Raw genomic sequence first — 15593 nt, forward strand, 5'->3', positions numbered from 1 at the left:
GTAATAATAAGAGCAACAATATGCAAATAAGACAGTTCATTTTTCCCTTGATCACCTCCACTATTTTGCTAGCGGGGTGCAGTCAAACGAATAACAACATGCCTGCGAGTAATTTTGATAGCGTCTATCAAAATATCAGTACACAGGACTTGAAACAACATACCAAAGTATTGTCCTCTGATGAATTTGAAGGCCGTTCGCCTACCTCGCCAGGTGAAACCAAAACCTTGGATTACTTAATCAGTAATTTTAAAGCCTTGGGATATCAACCCGGCAATGGCAATAGCTATTTGCAAGCCGTGGAGCTGATGGAAATCACTGCTGATCCAGACATGACTCTGAGGATTGGCCAGAATCAGTTCAAATACAGAGATGACATGGTAGCCTCGTCTAAACGAGAAAACAGCCAAATCAACCTGACTGATTCCGAAGTGGTATTCGTAGGCTATGGCGTGAATGCGCCAGAATATGACTGGAATGATTACGCCGGATTAGATGTAAAAGGCAAAACCGTGGTGATTTTGGTCAATGACCCTGGATTTGAAAACCCCGAAAGCGGTAAGTTCCAAGGCAAAACCATGACCTACTATGGTCGCTGGAGTTATAAATTTGAAGAAGCCAGTCGCCAAGGAGCTGAAGCAGCTATCATAGTCCATGAAACCGCGCCCGCGTCATACGGCTGGTCCGTGGTGGCCAACAGTTGGAGTGGTCCACAATATAGTTTAGCGAGCGACAACGGCAATGCCGATAGAGTTGCGGTAGAAGGTTGGATAAGCTTAGACGCTGCGAACAAAGTATTTAAGGATGCAGGTTTAGATTTCGCCCAGCAAAAAGCCTTAGCCATGCAAGGACCCTACTCTACACCTTTGCAATTAAAAGCCGCTGTCACTATTAAGAGTAAGTTGCAAAAGTCGGTGAGTAATAATGTCATCGCTACCTTACCCGGCAGTGAGCGTGCCGATGAGCATATATTATACACGGCGCATTGGGACCACCTAGGCAAAGATGAAAGTCGTGTGGGGGATCAGATTTATAATGGAGCCCATGACAACGCAACAGGCACAGCAGCCAGCTTGGTTATGGCCAAAGCTTTCGCGGGATTAACCGTTAGACCGCAGCGCTCAATTACTTTCCTAGTGGTTACCGCTGAGGAGCAAGGTTTATTAGGTTCACAATTTTACGCTGAGCACCCTATTATTCCACTTAACAAAACGGTAGCGAATATCAATATGGATGCGATGAATGTATTAGGCAAAACCAAAGATGTTGCGGTCGTGGGTATGGGCAAATCAGAATTAGAAACAAACTTGGAGATGGCAGCTAAAAAGCAAGGTCGCCACCTGACTCAAGAAGATCGCCCAGAAGCGGGTTATTATTATCGGTCTGATCATTTCAGCTTCGCCAAATTAGGTGTACCTGCCCTGTACGCCGAAGGAGGCAGCGAGCCTTTCGATGAAGAAACTGCCGCATACCGTAAACGCACAAATGTTGTGATCACTGGCTGTTATCACCAAGTCTGTGATCAATTTAGGGAAAGTTGGGATTTTTCTGGAGTACAACAGGACACCCAGATGTTGTTTGATGTAGGTTATCAAATTGCCAATTCCAGCGATTGGCCTAAATGGTTAAAAACCAGCGAGTTCCAACGTAAGTAACCCAACACAGTTATGATAGATACTAAAACGCCAGCAATCCGCTGGCGTTTTTTATGAATAAACGTTAACCCAATTAGCTAGTCTAGCTCTAACTTGGTTATTTTTGACTTTCTTTAATGAAGTAACTTAATTCTTTTATGCAATGGCGCAAGACTGGATTCAATCGGGTATTTTTACCATTCATCACAAACAATTCATGTTTGAACTCAAACCATTTTCCGCCGCCAACCGGCACCAAACCTAAGCCAGCCCCCTGCTCTTTAGCCATATAATCAGGCAACAGCCCCACGTATTCACCAGTCATGATGGCGGATAAACAAGCATCGAATGAATCAGAAAAGGTTTGTATGGCTAAACGGTTCTCGTCCTGAATGTAATTGGCAGAGGATAACCCAGAAATCCCGATAGCCGGGTAATCATCAATTTTCACCGTATCTGGCAAGGCGTCGCGATATTTGGCAAGAGGATGGGAAGGAGCACAATACAAGCGACCCGCGCATTCGTGACCGACAGAATGGAAGGTGACTGATTCCGGTTTTACCATATCATAGGTGGACACCACTAAATGACATTCACCCGATAACGCCACATGCTCAACTTCGTTGTATAAGCGCGTCTGGATATTAACGTGAATATCATCGAACTTTTTCATCGTGCTTTTAACCGCTTTACTCACCGCAAGATGCATTGATAAGGGCAAGCCAGCCATCAATACCAAGGTAATATGCCCTGAGTAATCATCATGTAAACTCTTCAGATTAAATACAAAATTATCAAATGCGTTGAAGATACGTTTGGTTTCCTGAAAGACCACTTCGCCTTCTTTGGTCATTTGAAAACCACCCCGTCCTCGGTGACATAACACCAAATCCAAGCGCTCTTCGAGTTTTTTAATCGCTGCACTAATATTCGGACGTTGCATACGCAGCACTGGCTCGGCGGCAGTGAACCCATTGCATGACGCAACGGCGTAAAACACCCTCAATAATTTAATGTCAGATTCTTGTAGACGATTCAACATAACAACACCAGTAAGGTATAGGAATTAATACTATAAAGCCTATATTAGGCAAGCATGCTGGCTATTACAACGTTTATTTTTAGTCGTATTTATAGCAGCTACACTGTGTCTCTGCTTGCGCTTGCATGCAGTGTGGAAATTATCCAGTTGAATCTAGCTGAGGGTGTAAGGAAGTGGAAGGCGCCAATGGAGGCAGGCTCAAATAGTAGGCAGCCTAGCTAGGCTGCCTGATTATTAGGAAAGTTTAACGCTTTGCTCTCTTAGCACCTCAATTTCATCCCGTATACTTGCCGCTTTTTCAAACTCAAGCTCTCGGGCTGCCACGAACATGCTTTTCTCCAATTCGGCAATTTTGCTCATTAATTGGGTGGCGTTCATAGATTGATATTTCTTAGTCGCCTCAGCCACTTTACGTAATTTTACTTTGCCGCCAACATCAATGGAGTTACCATCGCCTACATCCATGATGTCGGTAATAGGTTTATTCAATTGGGTCGGAGTGATCCCATTGTCGAGATTGTGTTGTCGTTGTTTATTGCGACGACGCTCAGTTTCCTCCATCGCACGCTGCATCGAGCCCGTTATCCGATCTGCATATAATATGGCCTTGCCATTAATATTCCGCGCCGCTCGACCTATGGTTTGGATAAGCGCCCTGTCGGAGCGCAAAAAACCTTCTTTGTCGGCATCTAAAATTGCCACCAAGGACACTTCAGGCATATCCAAACCTTCTCGTAACAGGTTGATCCCGACCAGTACATCGAACTTTCCGAGACGCAAATCACGGATGATCTCGATACGCTCAACCGTATCTATATCAGAGTGCAGGTAACGCACCTTAATACCGTGTTCATCAAGGTAATCACTCAGATCCTCAGACATCCGTTTAGTTAAAGTCGTCACCAATATTCGTTCATTAACCGCCACCCGCTTGTGGATTTCTGACATAACATCATCCACTTGAGTACCGACAGGACGTACTTCTATCTCAGGATCAATCAATCCGGTAGGTCTAACGACTTGTTCAACTATATCTTCGCCGGATTTCTCAATCTCATATTTGCCCGGTGTCGCAGACACATAAATAGTCTGGGGGGAAATTTGCTCAAATTCTTCAAATTTGAGTGGCCGATTATCCAGAGCAGAAGGCAATCTAAAGCCAAACTCAACCAAGGTTTCTTTACGAGAGCGATCCCCTTTAAACATAGCGCCGATTTGCGACACAGTTACATGAGACTCATCGATAAATAGCAAGCCATCGGCAGGAAAATAATCCAAAAGTGTTGGAGGCGGTTCGCCCGGCGCACGGCCCGACAGATACCGAGAGTAGTTTTCGATACCCGAGCAATAGCCTAACTCCTGCATCATCTCCATATCAAATTGAGTTCGCTGAACAATACGCTGCTCTTCGACCAATTTATGCACCGATTGCAATTGCGCCTTCCGCTCTTTCAATTCAACTTTGATATGCTCAACAGCGGCCAGGATTTTTTCTCTTGGCGTAACATAATGGGTTTTAGGGAATACAGTCACCCGAGTTACCGTTTTTTCTACAGAGCCGGTTAAAGGATCAAACAAACGGATATTATCGATTTCTTCATCAAACAGCTCTACGCGGATGCCCTGCTTTTCAGAGTCCGCAGGAAAAATATCAATCACATCCCCGCGTACTCTGAATGTCCCCCTTTCAAAGGAAACATCATTGCGGGTGTATTGTAATTCGGCTAAACGGCGCAGGATGGCGCGCTGATCCATCAAATCGCCCTGACGAAGATGTAATAGCATTTTCATATAGGATTTAGGGTCACCCAAACCATATATGGCAGAAACGCTCGACACTATCACTACGTCTCGACGTTCCATCAAAGACTTAGTCGCCGACAACCGCATTTGCTCGATATGATCGTTTATGGAGGAGTCTTTTTCGATAAAGGTATCGGTACTAGGTACATAGGCTTCAGGTTGATAATAATCGTAATAAGAGACAAAATATTCTACCGCATTATTGGGAAAGAACTCTTTCATCTCACCATACAACTGCGCCGCTAGGGTTTTGTTGTGAGCAAGGATTAAGGTAGGACGCTGTACCTGACTAATGACATTGGCCATGGTGAAGGTTTTACCGGATCCTGTCACCCCCAGCAGTGTTTGGTTAGCTAAGCCGCTGTCCAAACCATCAACCAATTGTTCGATTGCCTTGGGCTGATCCCCTGCAGGTTGATAGGTCGAAACTAAGTCAAATGCTCTACTCACTTATATCAAACCTCATTGTTTACCTTATCTAATTGAAATAATTTAGTACTGCGCATAAACCAGCTGTAAGCTAGACTGGCAGTAAACAGATTCGCTACTATCAACCCCCAAAATAGCCCTTTGATATCAGCCCATTGACTGCCGATGTAAGCCAAAGGCACGTAGAATACAAATAACCGTACAATACTTAATATCAGTGCTGACAGTGGTTTATGTAATGCATTGAAAGATGAGTTGGTTAATACAACTACACCTTGTAAACCATAGCCTAAGGGTACGATCATTAAGAACAAAGTGATCAACTCTTCAACAGTTTGATCTTCTGCAAATATGGCTGCGATGTAAGGAGCGACAAGCCAAAGTATGCCAAATATCATTAATTGAAAGATAATCACAAAATTTAGCGACAGGGTATAACTTTTTCTAACCCGACCTTGCTTGTTAGCACCATAATTTTGACTGATAAAGGGTGGCAATGACATTGATAAAGCCAACACCACAATACTTGCGATGGATTCTAGTCGACTTCCCACTCCCCAAGCCGCTACAGCGGCAGGTCCATAACCTGCGACTATAGCCGTGATCACCCCAACAGCGATAGGTGTAAGCATATTCGCACCGGCTGCGGGCAATCCAATTTTTAACACACCACCACTGGTTAGCCTAAGTTCTTTCCAGTTTAGTAGGCGTGGCAGGATCAATTTTCGCTTTAAGGCCAATAGATAAAGGATGTAGATTAAGCCGATTGCCCACGCAATGGCTGTGGCAAGTGCAGCTCCCTTTATACCCATGGCAGGGATCGGTCCCCAACCAAAGATAAGAATGGGGTCAAGAATAGCATTTATCAAGCCGCCACTGGCCATCACAATACTCGGGGTTTTGGTATCCCCAGAAGCTCTTAATACGCTATTACCCACCATAGGAACAGCAAGAAAAATACCTGCACCGTACCACACTAGCATGTAATCTCGTATAAAGGGCATAAGCTCATCCGTGGCTCCCATCAGACGAAATATAGGATCTATGCTCAACGCACCAATAAACGCTAATATGCCCACTAGGATAAAAGAAAGCATCAATGCACCGGTTGCAAACTCCTTGGCCATTTGGGTTTCGCCAGAGCCCAATGCTCGGCCAATGACAGCAGATGCACCTATGCCCAAGCCAATATTTAAACTTATGATGGTAAAAGTAACTGGAAATGTAAAACTGATAGCAGCAAGCTCTTCAGTGCCAAGTAAACTGACAAAAAACGTATCGACCAACCCAAAGGTCATTAGCATCACCATGGCCAACACCATAGGTAAAGTCATTCGCTTTAAGGTTTCAGGGATCGGGGCGTTTAACAGATCATTATTTCTACTTGAAGGCTTGGTTTGACTCACGTGATTGTCATCTCTTTTTAGCTCAATGAATGATGGTAAGCGATATAGATTTTATTGACTATGCTCAGTATTAAATTGCTGGCCTGTTTTGGGTCTAAATATAATTCAAACTTCGGCTTAAATTTGGCAACACTATTATGACAGGAATAACACAGAACAAATTCAACTTTTTGCTAAATCGCTGTGTAAAAGCGGCCTAATAAAGTGTAACTGCTTTTTTACGCCTTGGATTAAAAACACAACTCACCACTGGCCTGAACCAATAAACTGAAAATTTTCATCCACTAATACCATTTTCAGTAATCGTTTTCAGTAAACTACACACAGCGCAGGATTAGCCGGGGCAGTATAATACTCATTTTTGAAAAATCCCCCAGCAACAATTTGTATCTATCTGTTTTACATAATTTTTAATATTATTGATGAATAAGTGAATTCTCATATTGACATTATCAAACAAATTTGAAGCATAGTGCCTATCTATTTATGCACAGACTTATCCACAGGAACGGTGGATAACTGGACTAATCTCAATTGCAGCGCCCAGTTACAGTTATGTGACCAAAATTTAGGTAAGTCGCCACTAACCCTAGGAGCTTTGATTTTATGTTTCAGTTTTATGAAACACTGATCTAACGAACAGTGATCAACTGTTTCTTTATAACTATTTAGTCTAGCATTGTGCATTTATTGTTATTAAAAAATGGCACCGAAATTGCCCAGAAATTGTCAAGTCTGTCAACCAAAACAAGTAACTTTTTGAGGTTAAATGAGGTGATTTCGACTACTCTCACACCTAGTGTAAATCGCAAATTCAGCTTAACATTTTAGCTCGATCAAAAACCCAGTATATAAAACATCCTAGGACTGTTGATTTTATCACCTTTACTGCATTTAATTTGAGCAAATAAACATATTCCTTAAAAAACCTTCGATATTGTGTTGACAGATTGCGTGTTGCTCATTAACATTCGCCTCCGTTGAAATCCGGTCCCCCTTAGCTCAGTTGGTTAGAGCGACGGACTGTTAATCCGCAGGTCCCCCGTTCGAGTCGGGGAGGGGGAGCCAATTTCAACCTGACAATTTGATTCCCCCTTAGCTCAGTTGGTTAGAGCGACGGACTGTTAATCCGCAGGTCCCCCGTTCGAGTCGGGGAGGGGGAGCCAAGTCAGCTCACTACTTCGATACCTGCATACTCTATCTAGTTACACTTTCCACTTGTATAAATTTCAGTCTTAATATCCCTATTAATATCAAGTTGTTAATCAGCTCTGAAACGTAGATAATACCCTCGATCCCGTCATAGTCAGGCAATGCATATTTTTCATGAGTGAATTTTTAGTTCTGTTGATCGGCACAGTACTGGTAAACAACTTTGTTTTGGTCCAATTTTTAGGGCTATGCCCTTTTATGGGCGTTTCAAACAAATTGGAAACGGCCATCGGTATGTCGATGGCAACGACCTTCGTGCTGACCTTAGCCTCCCTTACCAGCTATTTGGTTGAACATTACATATTACAGCCTTTCGGTATCGGCTATCTAAGAACCCTGAGCTTTATTTTAGTGATTGCGGTTGTAGTCCAATTTACTGAAATGGTGGTACACAAAACCAGTCCAACCCTATATCGTTTGCTTGGCATATTCCTGCCGCTCATCACCACTAATTGTGCGGTACTGGGTGTGGCCTTACTCAACGTCAACCAAGAGCATAATTTTGTTGAATCGGTGGTTTATGGCTTTGGCGCCGCAGTGGGCTTTTCTCTAGTGTTAATCTTGTTCTCGGCTATGCGTGAACGACTTGCAGCAGCCAACGTCCCTGCTCCGTTCAAAGGGGCCTCTATCGCTATGGTAACGGCAGGACTGATGTCACTGGCATTTATGGGCTTTAGTGGATTGGTGAAGTTTTAATGACCTTTATGATTGCCTTAGTCGCCATTGGAATTATGGCTTTAATATTTGGCGCTATCTTGGGCTATGCAGCCATTCGCTTCAAAGTTGAAAGCGATCCTCTGGTAGATCAAATAGACGAAATATTACCGCAAACCCAATGTGGTCAATGTGGGTATCCCGGCTGTCGCCCCTATGCAGACGCAATCGCCAATGGCGATGATATTAACAAATGCCCCCCTGGCGGTGAAGCCACTATCAAGCAACTTGCAGATTTGATGGGAGTAGAGGCTAAACCACTAGATGCGGCGCATGGACAAGAAGATGTAAAGAAGGTCGCGTTTATTCGTGAAGATGAATGCATTGGCTGTACTAAATGCATACAAGCCTGTCCGGTTGATGCCATTATCGGGGCAGCAAAACAAATGCACACAGTACTTGAAGATGAATGCACCGGTTGTGACCTCTGTGTTGATCCCTGCCCTGTCGATTGCATAGATATGATACCTATTTCGGAAACGGCTGCATCTTGGCGCTGGCAGATGAATGCCATAGATGTGAAACAAGTAAGTTAAAGGATCTTTTTTGTATAACGAATTTGACGATATTGTAGACCGACTTAATCAGGGCAGACTTTGGGACTTCCCAGGCGGAGTGCATCCGCCTGGGCTAAAAGAACTATCCAATCACAGCAATATCAAAGAAATACCGCTGCCGCCCACGCTTTTCATCGCCGTCAAGCAACATATAGGGGTAGAAGGCAGCTTAATAGTCAAAGAAGGTGAACGCGTCTTAAAAGGACAAGCACTGACCAAGAGTACCAATCCATTTGCCGTTCCGGTGCACGCACCCGCTTCTGGCAGCATAGTGCGGATTGGTCCTCACGTATCAGCACATCCCTCAGGGTTACCCGAGTTGTGTGTGGAATTACGCACCGATGAGTTTGAAACATGGATTGATTTAAAACCGATTTTAGATTATCAAACCAAACCAAAAGCGAAAATTGTAGAAGCTATTTGTAGCGCGGGGATAAGCGGCATGGGTGGTGCAGGGTTTCCCACCCACATTAAGGCTTCACCGAAGAAAAATGTCGAATTTTTGATTATCAATGGGGTGGAATGCGAACCCTATATCAGCTCAGATGACCGACTGATGCGGGAACACGCATGGCAGATACGACAGGGGATCGATATTTTAGCCCATCTGCTTAGCCCCAAAATTGTGTTAGTGGCCATTGAAGACAATAAACCCGAAGCGATTGAGGCCATGCAAGTGGCCTGTCAGGAAAATGCCAAATACCGTGTAGTCTCAATTCCAACCAAGTATCCAGCAGGCGGCGAGAAACAACTTATCCAAGTGCTAACCAACCGTGAAGTGCCGGGGAAAGGGCTCCCCATTGATGTTGGGGTGATCATGCAAAACGTGGGCACCTGCTTTGCCATTGCCGATGCCGTTTTAAGTGGTAAGCCATTAGTTAAGCGGGTGGTAACCCTGACCGGAGAAGCGTTTAAATATCCACAAAACATTTGGGCGCCAATTGGCACTCCCATCTCATACCTACTTGAACAAGGTAAATACCGCGAGCACAAACAGCGCCACCGGAAAATTATCATGGGTGGCCCGATGATGGGTTTCGAGTTGTTGAGCAATGACGTTCCAGTGGTGAAAATGACAAACTGTATTTTGGCCCCCTCTTCGGCTGAAGTCGATGAGCCCGGACCGGAGCAGCCTTGCATACGCTGTAGTGCTTGTGCAGATGCCTGCCCAGCCAGCCTGCTGCCGCAGCAATTATTCTGGCACAGCAAAGCCAAAGAGTATGATAAAGCGCAAGAATACAATTTATTTGACTGTATCGAATGTGGTGCTTGTGCTTATGTCTGCCCGAGTGAAATTCCGCTGGTACATTACTATCGCATTGCCAAAGCAGACATACGCACACAAGAGCGAGAAAAAGACCAAGCAGACAAAGCCAGAGAGCGTTTTGAGGCCCGTAAGCAACGTTTAGAGGCTGAGCAACGAGAGCGCGATGAAAAGCACTCCAAGGCAGCTGAAGCTCGTCGTAATGCGATGAGTGAGAAAGGTAGCGACGCTAAAGATAAAATCAGTGCTGCGTTGGCTCGAGCCAAGGCCAAAAAGCTACAAAACCAAGAAACAGACATCCAGACTACCGACCAAAACCTGACAAGCGAGTCGGCCGCTGCAAGCACAGATAAGCAAGACAAAGTCGCGGCGGCTATAGCCAGAGCAAAAGCAAAGCGTGAAGCGGCCAAAGCAACGGCTAAACCGGAGGTTGATACTAATGCGACGACTACCAATCAACCGGTTAAACAGCAAAAAATTGCCGCCGCAATTGCTAAAGCCAAAGCCAAACGAGAGGCGGTTAAACAAGCCGCTTCTGGCCAAGCGTCTGTTCCTGCAAAAGAAATTGAAAGTATTGAGCAATCAGCTGCAGCACCATTAGATCCAGAGCATTTAAAGAAACAGAAAGTTGCGGCCGCCGTGGCCAAAGCCAAGGCAAAACGAGCCGCAGCTAAACAGGCTGAGTCATCGCCAGCAGAACAACCAACCCCAACTGAACGAAGTGAGCAGGAGGTTGAGCCTGCCTCGACGGAATTAACCCCAGAGCAACTTAAAAAGCAGAAAGTTGCTGCCGCCGTGGTCAAAGCCAAGGCAAAACGGGCTGCGGCCAAGCAAACTGATCCAAATGAGGATGAAAAGTAATTTTATATGGGTTTTAAAATAGCCAGTTCTCCCCATCAGCGCGTGAAGCGCACCACTGGTCAAGTTATGCGTCTGGTAATTTATGCAGGCTTGCCCGCAATTGCATTGCAAACATGGTTTTTCGGATGGGGGGCGATAATACACTTTGCCATCGCAGCTATTACAGTGGTAGTAACCGAAGCGACGCTTTTAGAGATGCGTAAGAAAAATTTTGAAGTGGCCATCAAAGACTGCAGTGCCTTGCTAACGGCCTTTTTAATTGCTGTTAGTATTCCGCCTCTCGCACCTTGGTGGATAACCGTTATTGGCAGTTTTTTCGCTATTGCCATCGTTAAGCAACTATATGGTGGTTTAGGATTTAACTTATTTAATCCCGCCATGGCCGCATACGTCATGTTGTTAGTGTCTTTTCCGGTAGAGATGTCTACTTGGGCCATTCCACAATCATTGAGTCAGTTTCCGCAAAGCTTTATGGATTCTGTTAGCATCGTATTTACCGGTTTCAGCGCTGATGGCTATAGCATCGAGCAGTTGCGAACCCATATCGATGGTTACACCATGGCAACACCATTAGACGCGGTTAAAACTGCGGTATCGCAAGGAATGACCGTACAAGAGAGCGGTCAACTGGCGATGTTCGAATCTGGTCTAGGGGTCGGCTGGTTTGAGATAAATATTGCCTATCTGTTGGGGGGCTTATACTTATTAAAGACTAAAGTGATTAATTGGCATATACCAGCGGGCGTGATAGCAGGCATGGTTTGTTTATCACTTGTGATGTATATGGTAGACAACGGCGTATACAGCGACCCGATATTCCATCTTTTCAGTGGCGGCTTTATGCTCGGGGCATTTTTTATCGCAACTGATCCGGTATCCGCCTCTACCACCAATCGTGGGCGGATAATTTTTGGATTCGGCATTGGTGCTTGGATATATATAATTCGCACTTGGGGGGGATATCCTGATGCCATCGCCTTTGCGGTGTTAATTATGAATATGGCCGTACCCTTGATTGATTATTACACCCGACCAAGAACTTACGGACACCATTCAGATCACAAAAAGAACATTGTAGTGAAATCCGCTGAAAGCAAATCATCCCAGCGCAAGGATTAGTCAATGAAAAAGAGTGTACTCCAAAATGGCCTAATTCTGAGTAGTTTCGCATTAGCTACCACAGCCTTGATTGCGCTCACTTTTGTGGGCACCAAAGACAAGATAACCGAACAGCAGGTACAAAAAAGGCTGTCGATTTTGAGTGCAATAATACCTCCTTCATCTTATAACAACGATATTCATCATGATTGCACGGATGTCTACAATGCAGAATTCTTAGGTAGCGATGAAGCCCACCGGGTGTATTTTGCGAGAATGCAGGGAGCACCTGTAGCTGCTGCACTCGAGGTGACCGCAGCTAATGGATATAGCGGAAAAATTGAGTTGATCGTTGGCATTAAAATCGACGGTGAAGTAGCTGGTGTGCGCGTGCTAGAGCATAAAGAAACACCAGGATTGGGAGATAAGATTGAGTTACGAGTCAGCGATTGGGTCCTCGATTTTAACGGTAAATCTATCGCTGTTCAGGGATTACAAGCCTGGCAAGTTAAAAAGGACGGTGGTCAATTCGATCAATTTACCGGTGCAACTATTACCCCAAGAGCGGTGGTAAATGCAGTAAAAAATAGCATACTTTATTTCCAGCAACATCAGACAGAGCTGTTTGCCGCTGAAGGTATCTGCGAACATAGCAAAGACTCTGCCGCGGGAGGATCCTAACATGAACCAATATCAAGAGCTTAGCTGGCAGGGTTTATGGAAAAATAACCCCGCTATAGTGCAGCTATTAGGCTTGTGTCCATTACTTGCCGTTACCATGACAGTGATCAACGGCTTGGGCTTAGGCTTGGCCACTACACTGGTGTTAATTGGTTCAAACTGCACTGTGTCATTGGTGCGTAATATGGTGCCAAATGAAATACGTATCCCGATATTTGTGATGGTGATTGCCGCCTTTGTGACGGTGATCCAACTACTCATGAACGCCTACACATTCAATTTATATGAAACATTAGGCATATTTATTCCGCTAATTGTGACCAACTGCGCCATTATTGGTCGCGCCGAGGCCTATGCATCAAAAAATCCGGTTAAGTATGCGGCATTTGATGGCTTGATGATGGGGGTTGGCTTTACGGCCGTGTTGATGATCCTAGGTGGAATGCGCGAGTTATTGGGTTATGGCACGTTATTCTCTGGTGCTAACCTATTGTTAGGTGATTGGGCCAGCGTGCTCAAACTTACCGTATTTGAAACCGAAAGTCCTTTTCTATTGGCAATATTGCCCCCAGGCGCATTTTTAGGAATGGGCTTATTAATCGCCTTAAAAAATGCGCTTAATAATCGAGTAGAGTCTTGGATTGAAACACCGACAACAGACAAAGCGGTAACACGGGCCCGGGTCACTACCGAAACTTAATCAGCCAGATTGTAGTAAAGTATTATTATGAATAAACACACACGCCTTGAAATGTTAACCCGCTTGCGGGCCCACAACCCCAATCCTGTCACAGAGCTCAATTATACGACTCCATTTGAGTTGCTGATTGCGGTTATTCTCTCGGCCCAGGCCACTGATGTGGGAGTCAATAAAGCCACAGACAAACTCTATCCAGTGGCTAATACTCCGCAGGCGATCTACGACTTAGGCGTGGAAGGCCTCAAGCACTACATCAAAACCATTGGGCTGTTTAATGCCAAGGCCGCCAATGTCATTAAAACCTGCAAAATCTTGATAGAACAGCACAACTCTCATGTACCGGAAAATCGCGCGGCATTAGAAGCCTTGCCCGGGGTTGGACGAAAAACGGCTAACGTGGTGTTAAATTCAGCCTTCGGCCAGCTCAAAGACGACCAAGGTAATTACTTCATTGCAGTGGATACTCACATACAGCGCGTCGCCAACCGCACAGGCTATGCAAAAGGTAAAACCGTAGAAGAGACCGAAAAAAATATCATCAAAAACACCCCGCATAAAACCGAGTTCTTTTTTGATTTGCACCACTGGTTAATTCTACATGGCAGATACACCTGTATTGCACGTAAACCTCGATGCGGCTCTTGTATTATTGAAGACATATGTGACTTCAAAGATAAAACCGAATAGCTAACTTTTGCCCCGTTAAAGCTGAATTTTAAAATCATGCTAATGCTTTATCTCTTTTTCTAGATATAATTTCGCCACAAAAATACAGCCCCCATAGTTAGGGGGCTGTTGGGCTCAGCCAGATTTACTTTCTCGTTCGTTTACTTATCCCATGATTAAGGATTGCCGCAGGCTTGAGCAGCTTTATTAGGCCCTATTGCAACACTGCCTGCAGATGCTCGTAAGGCAACAAAGTTGAAAAGCTGGTCGCTGAGACCGCATTGGTTGGTCGCTGAGACAGCCATCGCGGGTTGCTGAGACAGCCATCTTAAATTGCAGGTTCATTGCGATGGGTGTCTTGGGAATAGTGTTGTCAATTAGTTGTAGATTTTGCGGTACACTATTTTGATGAGTAATCTATTTTTTCACCAAAAAGTCACACTATAGTTTTAACCTAGCCAGCTAAGATTAACTATCTATGGGATAGATGAATGAGAAGAATAATATATAAACTGTTGTTCAGGGCTGTTCTGGTATTGTCTGTACAACAAGCTTGGGCGAAGCCTTTAGTTATTGCTCATCGAGGCGCATCAGGCTATTTACCTGAACATACTTTGGAGGCGGCTATTTTGGCTTTTGCCCAAGGTGCCGATTTTATTGAGCAAGACCTAGTGCTTAGTAAAGATGGGGTTCCAGTGGTACTGCACGATATCCATTTAGAGTCAGTAACCGATGTGGAACAGGTATTCCCTGACCGCCACCGCCCTGACGGACGCTTTTACGCCCTGGACTTCACCTTGGCTGAGTTACAACAACTACACAAGCATGAACGAACTGATAGCGATAACAATCAGGTTTTTCCATCTAGATATCAGGGGTTGTCACCCTTCCGCATTGCTACTTTTGAGCAGCATATAGAATTAATTCAGCAGCTTAACCGTCAATTCAATAAGCAGGTGGGGCTGTATCCTGAAATCAAGTCTCCTGCATGGCATCGTCAACAAGGAGTTGATATCAGTAAAATAGTATTAAAGGTTTTACGCAAGCACCAGCTGGATAGTGCCGATAGCATGGTATTCATACAATGTTTTGATTTTGCCGAAACTAAGCGGATTCGCAACGAATTAGGCGCAAAGGTAAAATTAATTCAATTACTGGCGGATAACAGTTGGCATGAGTCAAGCTCCGACTACGATTACCTGCAATCATCACCAGGGCTAGCAGAAATAGCCAAAGTCGCCCAAGGTATAGGTCCGTGGGTGCCACAGTTGTTTGATCTGGACAAGATGCAGCCTACCCCGCTGGCGGCGAATGCTAAGCAGAATGCTTTATTAATCCATCCATATACTTTTAGAGTAGATGAACTACCACCAGCAATGGGCGCTGACGAGTTACTCACCATTTTGTTTGATAAGGTCGAGGTAGACGGGATATTTACTGACTTCACCGATGTGGCGGTAAATTATTTATACCAAAAGAGACTACACGAAAAGGACCTTCACCAACAGGCTCAATAGCTTTAGTTT

At 44.7% G+C, this 15593-nt stretch carries 12 protein-coding genes and 2 tRNA genes; 11 read left to right on the forward strand and 3 right to left on the reverse strand.

Annotated elements, in window-relative coordinates; all coding sequences use genetic code 11:
- Positions 1 to 26 precede the first annotated feature (26 nt).
- A complete protein-coding gene (locus QR722_RS13080; protein ID WP_502872471.1) occupies positions 27 to 1655 on the forward strand; it encodes a M28 family metallopeptidase in 1629 nt (542 codons plus the stop codon).
- A gap of 97 nt (positions 1656 to 1752) precedes the next feature.
- On the opposite strand, the gene QR722_RS13085 is transcribed toward QR722_RS13080, so the two are convergent.
- From QR722_RS13085 to QR722_RS13095, 3 genes are all read right to left on the reverse strand, one after another.
- Positions 1753 to 2676 carry a LysR family transcriptional regulator gene (locus QR722_RS13085; RefSeq protein ID WP_286283317.1) on the reverse strand — a complete coding sequence of 308 codons (924 nt, stop codon included), beginning with the start codon at positions 2674 to 2676 and terminating at the stop codon, positions 1753 to 1755.
- A gap of 234 nt (positions 2677 to 2910) precedes the next feature.
- On the reverse strand, positions 2911 to 4929 hold the full coding sequence (gene uvrB, locus QR722_RS13090; protein WP_286283318.1) for an excinuclease ABC subunit UvrB: 2019 nt from the start codon (positions 4927 to 4929) through the stop codon (positions 2911 to 2913).
- Between the two features lie 5 nt (positions 4930 to 4934).
- Entirely contained in the window at positions 4935 to 6314 is a 1380-nt protein-coding gene (locus tag QR722_RS13095; RefSeq protein WP_286283319.1) for an MATE family efflux transporter, read from the reverse strand.
- 991 nt (positions 6315 to 7305) lie between these two features.
- Between QR722_RS13095 and QR722_RS13100 the strand changes: the two genes are divergently transcribed.
- The 10 genes from QR722_RS13100 to glpQ all read left to right on the forward strand — a co-directional run bounded on the left by QR722_RS13100 (position 7306) and on the right by glpQ (position 15584).
- Positions 7306 to 7382: transfer RNA gene (locus tag QR722_RS13100), tRNA-Asn, on the forward strand.
- 21 nt (positions 7383 to 7403) lie between these two features.
- Positions 7404 to 7480: transfer RNA gene (locus QR722_RS13105), tRNA-Asn, on the forward strand.
- 160 nt (positions 7481 to 7640) lie between these two features.
- On the forward strand, positions 7641 to 8222 hold the full coding sequence (gene rsxA, locus QR722_RS13110; protein ID WP_286283320.1) for an electron transport complex subunit RsxA: 582 nt from the start codon (positions 7641 to 7643) through the stop codon (positions 8220 to 8222).
- On the forward strand, positions 8222 to 8776 hold the full coding sequence (rsxB, locus tag QR722_RS13115) for an electron transport complex subunit RsxB (protein ID WP_286283322.1): 555 nt from the start codon (positions 8222 to 8224) through the stop codon (positions 8774 to 8776). Before rsxA ends, rsxB begins: the two co-directional genes overlap by 1 nt.
- A gap of 10 nt (positions 8777 to 8786) precedes the next feature.
- On the forward strand, positions 8787 to 10922 hold the full coding sequence (gene rsxC / locus QR722_RS13120; RefSeq protein WP_286283323.1) for an electron transport complex subunit RsxC: 2136 nt from the start codon (positions 8787 to 8789) through the stop codon (positions 10920 to 10922).
- 6 nt (positions 10923 to 10928) lie between these two features.
- Positions 10929 to 12041 carry an electron transport complex subunit RsxD gene (gene rsxD, locus QR722_RS13125; protein ID WP_286283324.1) on the forward strand — a complete coding sequence of 371 codons (1113 nt, stop codon included), beginning with the start codon at positions 10929 to 10931 and terminating at the stop codon, positions 12039 to 12041.
- Positions 12042 to 12044: 3 nt separating this feature from the next.
- Positions 12045 to 12701: an electron transport complex subunit RsxG gene (gene rsxG / locus QR722_RS13130; RefSeq protein WP_286283325.1), complete on the forward strand. Its 657-nt coding sequence runs from the start codon at positions 12045 to 12047 to the stop codon at positions 12699 to 12701.
- 1 nt (position 12702) lies between these two features.
- Entirely contained in the window at positions 12703 to 13401 is a 699-nt protein-coding gene (locus QR722_RS13135; RefSeq protein ID WP_286283326.1) for an electron transport complex subunit E, read from the forward strand.
- Between the two features lie 27 nt (positions 13402 to 13428).
- On the forward strand, positions 13429 to 14088 hold the full coding sequence (nth, locus tag QR722_RS13140) for an endonuclease III (protein WP_286283327.1): 660 nt from the start codon (positions 13429 to 13431) through the stop codon (positions 14086 to 14088).
- Between the two features lie 470 nt (positions 14089 to 14558).
- Entirely contained in the window at positions 14559 to 15584 is a 1026-nt protein-coding gene (glpQ, locus tag QR722_RS13145) for a glycerophosphodiester phosphodiesterase (protein ID WP_286283328.1), read from the forward strand.
- Positions 15585 to 15593: the final 9 nt, after the last annotated feature.

This window comes from Aliiglaciecola sp. LCG003 (genome assembly GCF_030316135.1).
Taxonomy (GTDB): domain Bacteria; phylum Pseudomonadota; class Gammaproteobacteria; order Enterobacterales; family Alteromonadaceae; genus Aliiglaciecola.